The organism is Enterococcus alishanensis, from assembly GCF_019218635.1.
Classification (GTDB): domain Bacteria; phylum Bacillota; class Bacilli; order Lactobacillales; family Enterococcaceae; genus Enterococcus_A; species Enterococcus_A alishanensis.
This window is the reverse complement of record NZ_JAHUZB010000003.1, coordinates 658,895-670,361: the sequence shown is the minus strand read 5'-3', so window position 1 is coordinate 670,361 and position 11,467 is coordinate 658,895. Positions and strand designations below refer to the sequence as shown.

Annotated in this window: 16 protein-coding genes and 1 pseudogene; 7 read left to right on the top strand and 10 right to left on the bottom strand. The window is 31.8% G+C overall.

Annotation, left to right across the window (positions count from 1 at the left end):
- Positions 1–229: 229 nt before the first annotated feature.
- From KUA55_RS18735 to KUA55_RS10435, 6 genes and pseudogenes are all read right to left on the bottom strand, one after another.
- Positions 230–463 (bottom strand): annotated as a pseudogene (locus KUA55_RS18735) (tyrosine-type recombinase/integrase); the annotation flags it as partial.
- A gap of 27 nt (positions 464–490) precedes the next feature.
- The gene (locus KUA55_RS18730; RefSeq protein WP_425514608.1) at positions 491–733 is read right to left on the bottom strand and encodes a site-specific integrase; all 243 of its coding nucleotides are present in this window, start codon (positions 731–733) and stop codon (positions 491–493) included.
- Positions 734–820: 87 nt separating this feature from the next.
- Positions 821–1,372: a tyrosine-type recombinase/integrase gene (locus KUA55_RS18315; protein ID WP_246601467.1), complete on the bottom strand. Its 552-nt coding sequence runs from the start codon at positions 1,370–1,372 to the stop codon at positions 821–823.
- A 124-nt stretch (positions 1,373–1,496) separates the two neighbouring features.
- The gene (locus KUA55_RS10445; RefSeq protein ID WP_218326137.1) at positions 1,497–2,633 is read right to left on the bottom strand and encodes an LPXTG cell wall anchor domain-containing protein; all 1,137 of its coding nucleotides are present in this window, start codon (positions 2,631–2,633) and stop codon (positions 1,497–1,499) included.
- Positions 2,634–2,851: 218 nt separating this feature from the next.
- A complete protein-coding gene (locus tag KUA55_RS10440; protein WP_218326136.1) occupies positions 2,852–2,959 on the bottom strand; it encodes an LPXTG cell wall anchor domain-containing protein in 108 nt (35 codons plus the stop codon).
- Between the two features lie 1,092 nt (positions 2,960–4,051).
- Positions 4,052–4,330 carry a hypothetical protein gene (locus KUA55_RS10435; RefSeq protein ID WP_218326135.1) on the bottom strand — a complete coding sequence of 93 codons (279 nt, stop codon included), beginning with the start codon at positions 4,328–4,330 and terminating at the stop codon, positions 4,052–4,054.
- A 180-nt stretch (positions 4,331–4,510) separates the two neighbouring features.
- Here KUA55_RS10435 and KUA55_RS10430 point away from each other — a divergent pair, with 180 nt between their 5' ends.
- The 5 genes from KUA55_RS10430 to KUA55_RS10410 all read left to right on the top strand — a co-directional run bounded on the left by KUA55_RS10430 (position 4,511) and on the right by KUA55_RS10410 (position 7,433).
- Positions 4,511–5,020, top strand: a complete 510-nt coding sequence (locus KUA55_RS10430) for a hypothetical protein (protein WP_218326134.1) — start codon at positions 4,511–4,513, stop codon at positions 5,018–5,020.
- A 228-nt stretch (positions 5,021–5,248) separates the two neighbouring features.
- A complete protein-coding gene (locus tag KUA55_RS10425; protein ID WP_218326133.1) occupies positions 5,249–5,644 on the top strand; it encodes a hypothetical protein in 396 nt (131 codons plus the stop codon).
- 108 nt (positions 5,645–5,752) lie between these two features.
- Positions 5,753–6,100, top strand: a complete 348-nt coding sequence (locus tag KUA55_RS10420; RefSeq protein WP_218326132.1) for a ribonuclease G — start codon at positions 5,753–5,755, stop codon at positions 6,098–6,100.
- A gap of 359 nt (positions 6,101–6,459) precedes the next feature.
- The gene (locus KUA55_RS10415; RefSeq protein WP_218326131.1) at positions 6,460–6,930 is read left to right on the top strand and encodes a universal stress protein; all 471 of its coding nucleotides are present in this window, start codon (positions 6,460–6,462) and stop codon (positions 6,928–6,930) included.
- A gap of 77 nt (positions 6,931–7,007) precedes the next feature.
- Positions 7,008–7,433 (top strand): universal stress protein, encoded by a 426-nt coding sequence (locus tag KUA55_RS10410; RefSeq protein ID WP_218326129.1) that lies wholly within the window; start codon positions 7,008–7,010, stop codon positions 7,431–7,433.
- Between the two features lie 412 nt (positions 7,434–7,845).
- Here KUA55_RS10410 and KUA55_RS10405 read toward each other — a convergent pair whose 3' ends face one another.
- The 4 genes from KUA55_RS10405 to KUA55_RS10390 all read right to left on the bottom strand — a co-directional run bounded on the left by KUA55_RS10405 (position 7,846) and on the right by KUA55_RS10390 (position 10,640).
- Positions 7,846–8,994, bottom strand: a complete 1,149-nt coding sequence (locus tag KUA55_RS10405) for a site-specific integrase (protein WP_218326128.1) — start codon at positions 8,992–8,994, stop codon at positions 7,846–7,848.
- 128 nt (positions 8,995–9,122) lie between these two features.
- On the bottom strand, positions 9,123–9,533 hold the full coding sequence (bamE, locus tag KUA55_RS10400) for an outer membrane protein assembly factor BamE domain-containing protein (protein ID WP_218326126.1): 411 nt from the start codon (positions 9,531–9,533) through the stop codon (positions 9,123–9,125).
- An 85-nt stretch (positions 9,534–9,618) separates the two neighbouring features.
- On the bottom strand, positions 9,619–10,245 hold the full coding sequence (locus KUA55_RS10395; RefSeq protein WP_218326125.1) for an ImmA/IrrE family metallo-endopeptidase: 627 nt from the start codon (positions 10,243–10,245) through the stop codon (positions 9,619–9,621).
- Positions 10,246–10,265: 20 nt separating this feature from the next.
- On the bottom strand, positions 10,266–10,640 hold the full coding sequence (locus KUA55_RS10390; protein ID WP_218326124.1) for a helix-turn-helix domain-containing protein: 375 nt from the start codon (positions 10,638–10,640) through the stop codon (positions 10,266–10,268).
- Positions 10,641–10,930: 290 nt separating this feature from the next.
- Here KUA55_RS10390 and KUA55_RS10385 point away from each other — a divergent pair, with 290 nt between their 5' ends.
- Positions 10,931–11,113 (top strand): helix-turn-helix domain-containing protein, encoded by a 183-nt coding sequence (locus KUA55_RS10385; protein WP_218326123.1) that lies wholly within the window; start codon positions 10,931–10,933, stop codon positions 11,111–11,113.
- 52 nt (positions 11,114–11,165) lie between these two features.
- Positions 11,166–11,441 (top strand): hypothetical protein, encoded by a 276-nt coding sequence (locus tag KUA55_RS10380; protein ID WP_218326122.1) that lies wholly within the window; start codon positions 11,166–11,168, stop codon positions 11,439–11,441.
- Positions 11,442–11,467: the final 26 nt, after the last annotated feature.

Below are 11,467 nucleotides of genomic sequence, written 5' to 3'. Positions count from 1 at the left end.
AAGCGTCAGTAGAAAAGGCTCTACATCAATGCTTAGCGGACATCATATTCTATTTGGCGGGAATGTGTAGGTTTAAAATGTTATTTTAATTAGTTTGGAATAGCATGGAAAACACTGTTGAAATAGGATTCTTCATCTAGCGTATTTAAATAATTATCAATGATTATAGGCGCGTCCGTGGTCAAAACCGTAGTCAAAAAAAAGTGTAATAAATAACGTCGTATTGTTATTAAAAGTCGACGTATTTTGCTAGTTTTTGGACTGTTTCTCGTTTTCGTTCTTCGGTCACATGGATGTATAAATCTATAGTGATTTGGACGGAAGCGTGACCTAACCTTAATTGCACATCCTTAATAGTTGCGCCTGATTCAAGAAGAGTCGCGTTCGTATGTCTAAATCCATGGATGGTAATCCTCTTCAATTGGTATCGATCGATAATTGAATTAAGCCTTTTTCTTGGTTGTGAATGCTGTACGAATTCATTTTCTTTTTAAAAGAATACTAGCTGTTTTGCATGCATAGTATTATTACCAATCTTCAAGAGATCTTCTCTTTGAATTTTTCTCCATTCTTTTAAGATAGAGATTTTTTTATCATCTGTTAGAATTTCCCGCCAAGAATTTCTAGTTTTAGGATGTTCAATATATAATCGTCTGTTTTTCCACAGGTTCAAAGTTTTGGTGACCTTAATCATCTGATTGTCAAAATCAATATCTTCCCAATATAAACCCAAAGCTTCACCTTTACGCAATCCGGAGAAAGCTAAGGTACGAAAAAAGACCTACTTTTTAAAAGATTCTTTCTCTGCAATAGATAGGAATTATTCTAGTTCTGCCTTAGTAAAGAAATTTAGCCGTTCACTATCATCGACTGATTTTCTTATCTTAGGAATAATGATTTTGTTAAAGGGATTTTCTTTTGCATAATCCAAACGAATTGCATAATCAGAGATTCGAGATGCATTGCTAATGATCTGTCGATACAAAGCATATTTATCAGCGACAGTATTCCCGAATCTTTGAACCGCAGCAGGTTTAATTTTGTTGATTTTTAATTTTACAAAGGAGGGAAGAATTACTTTCTCATAAATCTGTTTGGTTTTTACATAAGTGCTTTCTTTAACAGTTCGCTCGTAGTTAACAAGCAATAGATTAGTCACTGCTTGATAAGTCAGTTCGTGCTTAGTTTTAATTGTGTCAGGATTAAAATTTATTTCTAATTTCTTGTAAGCTGCGATTGCGTCTTTCTTAGTGGCAAATCCTCGCCTAGTAGTGCGGCATTCTTTTCCAGTTGATTCATTAATTCCTAAGTAAGCTTTAAAGGACCAAGCTTTCTCGCCGTTCTTTTTTGTATATTGCTGGAATTGTGTCATAATCATTCTCCTCATCATTGCATAGGCAAGCATAGATAAGATATAATAATTGAAACATTTATGTTATCACATCCACTCAAACTTGGTAGGGGCGAGGGGTGTGTTTTTTAATAATGTTTGGAAATTATGCTGTCTTTTTTTTGTTAATAAAATAGAACAATGCTATTGAACCAATTGTGATTGGTATACCGAGAATAAAGTAAGAGCTTGATTCACTACCTGTTTGTGGTAAAGTTTTTGAAGTGTACGATGGCTTACTTAAGCTACTAGTAGCACTCGGAACAGTATTACCAGTTTCAGTTGAAGCTATTTTATCTCCTAAAATGGTTACATCACTAGATGCAAATACTTTATCTTGATAACTAAACTCTACACGGTATTTACCTGGCAATGAAATATTAATAGCTCCAATATTTTTATCGCTATTTTCAGTAGAAGCTCTTAATCCGTTAAGTACTGCTTGATTTTCAGTCATTACTGAAATTCTGTCCACAGTTGTCTTACCAAGAAGAGCATTAAGATCGTAGTGATATACTTCAGCATCAGGAGTCACATAGACGAAATAAGATTTAGTTATTTTAATTTTTAAATCAGCTTTGTTACCATTGAAGGTAACTGAATTTAATAATTGCTCATTTGACAGAACTTTTCCTAGTTCGACATTAAATGTTTGATCTTTAGAAGATAATTCTATAAGTGGAGCTTCGGAAGTTGAAGAGGTTGACTCTTCGCTATTTGATGAACTGTCTGACGAGCTTTTACTAGATTTGTCCTCAGTATCTTTATTCACGGCTAGTACATCAAGCATTTCAGGAACTGAATTATCGATATAGAAAGCTGAGTTAGCTTTAACTGAGTCTACTTCAATTTTTGGCACTCTTACTTTTACACTTTTATTGACATCATTATCTGGAACAGCAATGTAATCAACTTGATCTTCAGCTAGATCTTTATAGAAATCTTCATTTTCTTGAGCATTTTTTATATATTCAATTTGTTGAGCTTTATTAGGTTCGAATATTTCAGTATTGTATTTTTTCTTGGCAGTTACTCTTCGCTCAGAAGTACTAGTCAAAGGTGTCCAATGACCATCCTTAAATTCAAATGTATCAACACCATCCCCTACATCGCGATTCCATACATCTTGATTCTTTACATTTTCAGTAGGTTGCTCTATAGAAGTATATACTTCAGCAAAAACTGAAACATTGCCACTTAAGAGTAGACACAGTGAAAATAATAAATAGAAAATCTTTTTCATTTTTACATCCCCTAAAAAATATTTTTTATTTAAAAGTCTAATCCAAACAATTCTTTGCAAGAAACTAGACTTAAAAACCCCTTTTATTTCTTTTTCCTCATGTTTCTAACAAATATAATTATGGCGACTACACATAAAATCCCACCGACTGCAAAAGGTAGGAAGTATGCGATATCTAAAATATCGAATCCTAGCAAAAGGATCACCTTCTCTTTGTATTATTTTTTGTTGCTTTTGTATAGATAAATTAATACGGCTATAACTATAATTGCGCCGCCAATCCATGGCAAAGCGCTCATGATTTTTTCTCCGGTATTAGGTAGCATGCTAGGTTCCTCCTCTCTGAGTTTATATTTTGTAAAATGAATGTTACATCTCGGAAGGTTACATTATAAGGACCTGAATTAGTAGCGCCAAAATTCATAACGATAGTAGCATTCATACCTGCAGCAATAATATTGGGAATATTGTTAGAGTAACTACTTGAATCAAATTCAGCTAAGGATTTATTCCCAACGTATAAATCGAATTATTGCGCATTGAAACTGATAGGGGAAGAACTAGTATTTTCAACAGTTGCTGTTACTCGTACAGGGATTACGCCTTCAGAATAATCATTATTCAGTCCTATAGGTGCATTCTCGACTACAGAGTTTACTGTGATTTTCTCACTACTTTTGAAGGTTACATATTCACTTAAGGAGAAAGTTTACGACGATTCACTATTATAATATTTTTCATAAAAATTCTCAAATGTAATATCATCATCTGAACTTTCCTCTTCATAGAAATCTTCCTCGTCAATGTCATCATAATCTTCTTCATCCTCAATAATATCTTCCTGATTTTGGGAGTCATTATTTTGTCTGCTGTCACTACCAAGTTCGCTACCAACAAAAACCCAAAGCAACAGTGATTAAAGCTAAGATTATCCATAAAACAAGATTTTTGAAATCACTATTATCTTCCCTTTCTTTTATTTAATCTCCAATTTCCTAATAATATTGTTAGAAGCTATTTCAAAATGAGATGGATATTTTTTAGTCCACGTTGCAGCGTGGGCTTTTTTATACAAGTCATGCTCCCAGCCGAGCCCCAAATTGAATTCTTCAACAAGTAGAGAATAATTATATTGTCTTCCACTTTAATTTATTAAATAATTGATCATAAATGAATCTGCATCATTTTCCATCTTTATGCGAAAAATAGTTTTTTTGTACAATTCATAAAAGGCGGTGTGATCAACAGCATGTTTGTTTTCGTGCAAAATTCCTTTTTTGCTCAATAAGACTGATACTGTCATTTACAAACATTGTTTTTAATTTTGGAACATAAAAGCCAAAGAGTCTTATTTTGTAAAAGACATTACAATCACGTTTTTTTCTAATAACTCCACAATATCATCCATAGTAACAACCTCATTTGCTTTTTCTGCCAGCTAAAAATTTTCTCACTGCTTCCTTATCAGCTTCTGTTAACTTTTCTCCATTCCAGCTCATCACACCATCAAGAACATCATTCAAATCCGCACCAGATATAAATGAAGAGGAATTTGTTTTTTCGCTTGATCTATCAAGCAAATAATCTATAGAAACGTTGGAAAAGTCTGCGACTTTTATTGTAACGGCGCAGAATTGTGAAATGAATGCAGATAAAGACTTCCACGATGCAGTGATAGAAGGTATCGAAGAAATCAAACAAGCTCTGGGATATTAATAAAATTAGATTACAGATTTGGAATTCATCTTGAAAAAAATCAATCTTGATATTAACTTATAAATAACCTCTGTTGATATATTTAGTCAAAAATATATATAAATTTACTTGCAAATGGTGTTTTTTAAGCTATAATGAGAAAACATAAAGGAGTGCGATATATGGAGAAGTTTATATTAGGGTTAATTTTTGTTATAGGTGTTATATTTGCAGTGACAATAAATGTGAGTGATGCTGAGGCTACATTGGGAACAAAGCCAATTTATCGAATGTACAATTTGAATACAGGGGAACATCTTTTTACACCAAGTGATCGAGAGTGTTCTTTAATTTTAAAACTTGGATGGGTATCAGAAGGGGTTGCTTATTATGCCCCGGTTGAGCATTCAGGAAATGTTCCTAGTATAAAAAGACTTTATAATACTGCGGCTGACGACCATCATTACACCGTCAGTAATGAAGAAGTGGAATATTTGGTATCTCAAGGTTGGAAAAATGATCAAATTGAGTATAGTGGTGCTGGAAGTAATGGATTGCCGGTGTATCGTCTGTACAATCCCAATTCAACCACTGGAACCCATCATTTTACTCTAAATACTATTGAGAGAAGAGGATTACTCAAACTTGGCTGGATTGACGAAGGAGTTGCATTTAAAGCTCTGCTTCAATAATAGAAGAGAATGTACAAAGAGTATTTAAAAAGAATAAAAAAATTTAGGTATGTCTCAAAAATCTGTTATAGATTTTATGGAACATACCTATTATTGTATTTGAAAATTATTAAGTATATTTAAAGTCGAGTACTACAGGTACATAATAAATTAGGGGTTATGATTTTTATTTTAGAATTAATTCTGATAGTCTATGACTATCAATTAAAAAGAAGGAGATTATAAGCTATGCTTGATGATAAATTAAAATGTTCTAAATGTAATACCCTTTTTTACTATGATGAAGTCAGAAATCTTGAGCAACACAAAAAAGAAGAGATGCCCATTAAGTGTCCCAATTGTGGGAATATAGTAAAATCTAAACTATCACATGGATATTTTACAACATATGTAGATAAACAATTATTGAAACACAAAACAAAAAAACCTTTGTACTATAAAAATATAGTCACTGGGGAAAGAATTTCAACAAAGGAATTTAATGAGTTAGTTAAGTCAAACGAATTTATGTTATATAACGATGCAGGTTCGGTTATTCCTGATTTGATGGATGATTTGTTAACGGAGGATGAAAGCACAAATAAACCTGAGAATTATGTGCCAGTATTCCAAGAAGAAGTATGACTGGATATAATCGTAAGACTTTAGTTAATACTAAGGTCTTTTTTTTCACATTTATTCCTCATTTTGGTATGATTAGAAAGTTCTAATTAAATATAAGAGGAGTTTTCAATGGACGAATTGTCAAACAAAGTAGTACCACAAGAAGTAAAGGGATGGAACTGGGGAGCATTCATGTACAATATTATGTGGGGGATTGGTAACAAAACTTATTTGCCATTATTATGCCTAATCCCACTATTTAACCTTGTATGGATCTTTATTTGTGGATTTAAAGGCAATGAGTGGGCTTGGCAAAAAGGTGATTATAAAGATGTGGAAACATTTTTAGCAGTTCAAAAAACATGGAGCCGAGCAGGCTTGGTACAATTTATTGTTGCAATTATTTTTATAGTACTATACTTTTTATTTATCGCAGCAGCTTTAGCAACATTTGTAAATAATTACCCAGGATATTAATTAAAAGACCACTAATGAAGTGGTCTTTTTTCATCCATTATTACACGCGCATATTCAACGATTTAAAAATTTGAGTTCTTAGAGGTCTTCAATATTCGTTTTATTCGGAATAAAGCCAAGTAATTTGCTCCGTTGAGTTAAATAGATTCTCTTTTCTAAAGGTTTTAAAAAAGTATAGCTATTATGTTTGAAGTTTATTGTGATATTTTAAAATCGAATTCTATACCGACTTTTAGCTGAGCAGACGACTCGTGTTCGTTCGATTTTATGTTCATGTCTTACAGTTACATAATTAAAGTGAAATAATTTACAATACTGTGATTTTGCACTAAACTAAACATTGAAAAGAGGTAATTTTTATGAAAAAGAAGATTTTGGTTTTAATGGAAAACACTGGATCACCTCAAAAGGCCTTAAAAGAAGGAGAACGTTTAGCAAAAAAAGATTCCTCCGAACTGCACGTTTTAATTTTTAATACAAATCAAAAAGAAATTTACGAATTAGAAGAGGAACAGACTTACGTTTTGGCGGGAGATATTGGAGGAGAAGAAGTAGCTCGAGAAGAAAATACAATCAAGGATATTGAGAATAAAGATGCTGAAAGAACAGATAATTTTGTTTCTGAACTTAAAAGAGTAGTTTCAACAAATCTGATAATATCGTATGTAACTTCTTCTATCAAAAGTGATGTTGTAACATATTCTGAAGAAAATAATATAGATTTAATAATTCTAGGGCAAGATGAAGCAATGTATAGTCGCAGGAGTTTTGATTCATTAATAAAACATGTGGTAAACAAGACCAAAGCTGATTTACTAGTAATCAAATAGTGACTCAATAATAATCAATCAGTTTTTTTATCTGTTATCTTAGCGAGATAAAAAATATTATTTAAGAGGTGAATTAAATGATTAAACAATATAAAAATATTTTAGTACCAGTTGATGGATCAAAAGAATCTGAGGATGCATTAGAAGAAGGACTAAGAATTGCTGAAAGAAATTCAGCGAAATTGACCGTTATTTATGTTAGAGATGTTAATCAAACTATTCAAAACCCATATGGAGCTGATTTGGTTTTTGAAGATTTAAATGAAGAAGAAAAATTGATTAAAAGTAATGTTGAAAAGGTAATTAAAAGATATAAGGAGTCAAATTTTGTTTCTATGACAGGATACCCTAAACATACCATTACAAAATACGCAAAAGACAAAAATATTGATCTCATAGTTATTGGCGCGACTGGAAAAAATAGCTTTGAGAGAATCCTAGTTGGCTCAGTAACTTCTTATGTTCTTAATCATGCACACTGTAATCTTTTAATAGTTAGATAGTAAATGCAAGACCACTACTAATCTAGTGGTCTTTTTTCATCCATTAAAATACGCTCACGTTCAATGACTAGAGATTTGAGTTCTTCGAGGTCTTCAAGAGTGGCTTTATTTCGAATGAAGCCACGAGCTGTACTACGCCATTAATAGTGAGTAACTTTTTACAAACCGTAGTCAAAAGGGTATCAAAAAAAATCCGCCAAGCGTCAGTAGAAAAGGCTCTACATCAATGCTTAGCGGACATCATATTCTATTTGGCGGGAATGTGTAGGTTTAAAAGAACGTTATTTATTAGTTTGTATTCATGGTTAAAAAGCTGATATAGCGGTATTTCTAAGTAAAACGTTGGGGATGGATAGTCATTCATAATATCTAAATGGCATTCAAATGGCATTCAAAAAAACAATGATTACTTCTAAAAATTTATATATTTTACTAAATTTTCCATGGTCTCTTTGTTTCGTTCTTGTGTTATGTGAAGGTATAAATCCATCGTAACTTGTACCGTAGCATGACCTAATCTAACTTGAACATCTTTAACAGATGCTCCTGATTCAATTAGTAAAGTAGCATTAGTGTGCCTAAACCCATGGACCGTTATTGGTTTCAAATTATGTCTTTTAATTATAGAGTTTAACCATTTTCTAGGTTGAGAGGGTTGAAGCATTTCGTTAAGATGATTTGAAAATACAAGTTGATTTTTTTTGTTAGTCTTTATACCAAATTCTAAGTATATTTTTTTCTGTTCAGTTCTCCATTTTTTTAAAATTGCTAATGTTTTGTCATCTATTGGGATTTCTCGCTTGGAATTTTTTGTTTTTGGATGGTCTATATAAAGTCGGCGATCTTTTCCCATTGTTTGTGTCTTATTTATTTTTATAATTTTATTGTTAAAGTCTATATCATTCCAAGTTAATGCTAACATTTCTCCTTTACGCATACCGGAAAAGGCGAGTAGTCGAAAGAAAGTATAACTTTTGTAAGATTCTTCAGATTCAGCGATTTTCAGAAATTGTTCAAGTTCGTCCTTTGTGTAAAAATTTAATTTTTTTTCGTCATCTAAACTTGTTTTTCTCTTAGGAATTGTTATTCGTTTAAAAGGATTGTCATCAGCATAATTTAGTTTAATAGCATATTCAAAGATTCTGGATGTGTTACTTACAAGTTGTCGATAGACTACATATTTGTCTGCCATTTCATTCGCAAATTTTTGGGCAACGGCTGCGTTAATTTTATTGATCTTATAGTTACCAAAAGAAGGTAGTATAATTCTATCAAAATAGTTTTCAGTTTTAGCAAAGGTGCTTTCTTTTACTGTTCGTTCATAGTTAGGTAGCCATAAATCATATATTTCACGATAGGTTAATTCTTTTCTAGTTGCAGTATCGTTCGATTCAAAAGCTATTTTTAATTTGTTTAGTTCTAACTGTGCATCTTTTTTTGTCTGGAACCCTCTGCGAGTAGTTTTAATTTTTTTTCCAGTACTTTCATCAATACCAAGATAAGATTGGAACATCCAAGCCTTTTCACCATTCTTTTTTACATACTGTTTGAAAAGTGCCAATTGAATCAACTCACTTTCTTTGATAAAATGAGCATAGCTTAATAAGCGTATGCTTTTTTCAGATCACATCCACTTGCTTGCCGGCGGGGGATGTGTTTTTTATTGTTTACAGGTTGCATGGTGGGCTTTTAATTTCTAGAATCTAAATAGAAAAAGAAATCCGTTTTGCCATCAATAAAGTAGATGTACAATGCCTCGTTTTTATTAATGGTATAAACATACAACTCTACATTCTTTTTTTCTTTAAGAGCATTGAAAACTCCACTGTATTCATCGTACCCTCTATTTTTATTTGCTTCTTTCTTATCAAACTCTATTCTACTAGCATAAATCATAACAATACTATCGTATTTGCTGGTCAGTTCATCTCTATCCGTTGTTTTAATCGAAGGGGTACCTAAAATACTCTCGACTTTTTGTTGACTCATATCTAGAGAAATCTTTGATAAATCATTTTTTGAAACTTTATTACTACTACAAGCAGATAGTAATAATAAAAAAAGTGCAAAAAGCAAAACTTTAGATCCCAATTTTTTCATTCTTCATCCTCATTTCTGTTATAATCAATGAATGAATAGTTTCAGAAATGGAGCATTTAAGTCCACGTTGCAGCGTGGGCTTTTTTTATAATAGCTTTCTTAAGTCATAATAATTTCCGCTTTTATAATTATTAACGACTTTATAAGCATATTGAGGTGTTAGGTTTTTATTGAACACTAAAAAAGTTCTCAATCTTACTTCGAAAGCTTTTTTGCTCATAAAGAAAAAATTAGCGCAGTGATGAAATTTTTTAAATTTATGAATACAATGAACTAATGCTTCATCATTAGCCATCAGAATTCCAGCACCAAAATTAGCAATCTGTTCTCTACGATAGTCTTCTGGTAAATAATCTTTTTCTTTTATTAATTCCGAAAAAGCTCTACCATCGTTCTCATCAAATGAATCTGAAAACAAATGTATAGTTTCATGCATTTCGGAAAAAAATCTTCTTTCTATCATTGAACTATCATTTACAGAAATTACGAACATACCCTGAATTTTTTGAACAGAACCAGCCATCATTCCACTTAAGAGTTTTTTAAATCGATAAGTCGTGTAAATGGCATTTTGAGTTTCCTCAACGTATGATTTGATGTGAAAAACATTCAAATTTTTTAAATCACCATTATTATAGATATTAACTTGATTAACTATTTTATGGGCCAAAGTAGAAGCTTCCCAATAAATATCTTCGTCATAAAAATCCACTAAAAGCGCCACCTTATTTTTTAATCTTTACTCTTTTTTTTATTTTTTCCCTCAACCTTCGAAACCAAATAAGCCATGTACTCTTTGAGTTCTTCTTCAATACCTTCAGCATCTTCAGGGGGCATATTAGCAGTATTAATTCTGAAATACCCAACTAAATCTGAACCAGGTCCAGTATCTTTTACAGTACCAGTAGGATCATCAGTTCTACCCAAAAGATAGTCAACAGAAACATCGAAATAGTTGGCTAATACTAACAATCTTTCTTTTGTAGGATTGTCAGAATTCTTCATTCGATACAAGACGTTTTTAGATAAGCCCAACTCTTCTTCGACTTGGTTTAGTGATTTACCTTGCTTTTGAGCTAAATATTTGATTCTCTCAAATACTGTCATGTCCGTATTCTCCTTTGATATCACAAGAAAAATAAACATATGTGTTAATATCAGTTGACCACAATAAACATATATGTTAATATAATTCTTGTAAACAAGTTTAACAGCTAAAAGGACAACAAAAAAACACTATTGATAATTAATTGCCAACCGCCAAGAAAGCCTTTAAATCAATGTTTTTTGTCTTATTTAACTATGTCCACATTTTAACATTCATGTTAAAAGAAGTCAACTTAGTATACCAAAGAGTTGTTAAATTTGTTTCCAAAATAATGGGAGGAGGTAAAAAGATGGCTGATGCAAAAGAAACCAGACAAAAAATATTGAATCATTTTAAAGACAATGGTTGGAGCATTCCAGATGTTGCAACTGCGATGAACATTACTGAGCAGTATTTAAGAAAAATTTTGAATAATCCAGATGACCATTGGAAACAGATTACGAATATTGTTTCTAAATACAAAATTCGATAGGGAGATGACCTATAGAACTTGGCTTGATAAAAATTTTGAAGAGGTGATAACAATGAATGTTGAATTTGTATTATCAAAGGAACAAGAAGAACTAATTCAGATGAAAATCAATTCAGCAATCAATTCAGCCGTAGACCAAAATAAATCCGCTAAATATATTGGCAGAGAATTTTTAAGGCTTGGAGAAGCTGCAGATTATTTGGGTATTGATTACAAAAAGCTAAAAATATTTACTGACAAATGTGGTTTGAAATTATCGGTTATTGATGGCACTAAGTTTATTTCTAAGAAAAATATAGAAGAATTTATCAAGAATTTTGAACAATAAAATTTGCATAGGCAGGCATATCAATT

Excerpts from the sequence above, each read along its gene's own strand:
- KUA55_RS10390 (WP_218326124.1), bottom strand. The coding sequence starts at position 10,640 with ATGACAGTATTTGAGAGAATCAAATATTTAGCTCAAAAGCAAGGTAAA.
- KUA55_RS18315 (WP_246601467.1), bottom strand. The coding sequence starts at position 1,372 with ATGACACAATTCCAGCAATATACAAAAAAGAACGGCGAGAAAGCTTGG.
- KUA55_RS10430 (WP_218326134.1), top strand. The coding sequence starts at position 4,511 with ATGGAGAAGTTTATATTAGGGTTAATTTTTGTTATAGGTGTTATATTT.
- KUA55_RS10380 (WP_218326122.1), top strand. The coding sequence starts at position 11,166 with ATGAATGTTGAATTTGTATTATCAAAGGAACAAGAAGAACTAATTCAG.
- KUA55_RS10425 (WP_218326133.1), top strand. The coding sequence starts at position 5,249 with ATGCTTGATGATAAATTAAAATGTTCTAAATGTAATACCCTTTTTTAC.
- KUA55_RS10445 (WP_218326137.1), bottom strand. The coding sequence starts at position 2,633 with ATGAAAAAGATTTTCTATTTATTATTTTCACTGTGTCTACTCTTAAGT.
- bamE (WP_218326126.1), bottom strand. The coding sequence starts at position 9,533 with ATGAAAAAATTGGGATCTAAAGTTTTGCTTTTTGCACTTTTTTTATTA.
- KUA55_RS10440 (WP_218326136.1), bottom strand. The coding sequence starts at position 2,959 with ATGCTACCTAATACCGGAGAAAAAATCATGAGCGCTTTGCCATGGATT.
- KUA55_RS10410 (WP_218326129.1), top strand. The coding sequence starts at position 7,008 with ATGATTAAACAATATAAAAATATTTTAGTACCAGTTGATGGATCAAAA.
- KUA55_RS10415 (WP_218326131.1), top strand. The coding sequence starts at position 6,460 with ATGAAAAAGAAGATTTTGGTTTTAATGGAAAACACTGGATCACCTCAA.
- KUA55_RS10385 (WP_218326123.1), top strand. The coding sequence starts at position 10,931 with ATGGCTGATGCAAAAGAAACCAGACAAAAAATATTGAATCATTTTAAA.
- KUA55_RS10420 (WP_218326132.1), top strand. The coding sequence starts at position 5,753 with ATGGACGAATTGTCAAACAAAGTAGTACCACAAGAAGTAAAGGGATGG.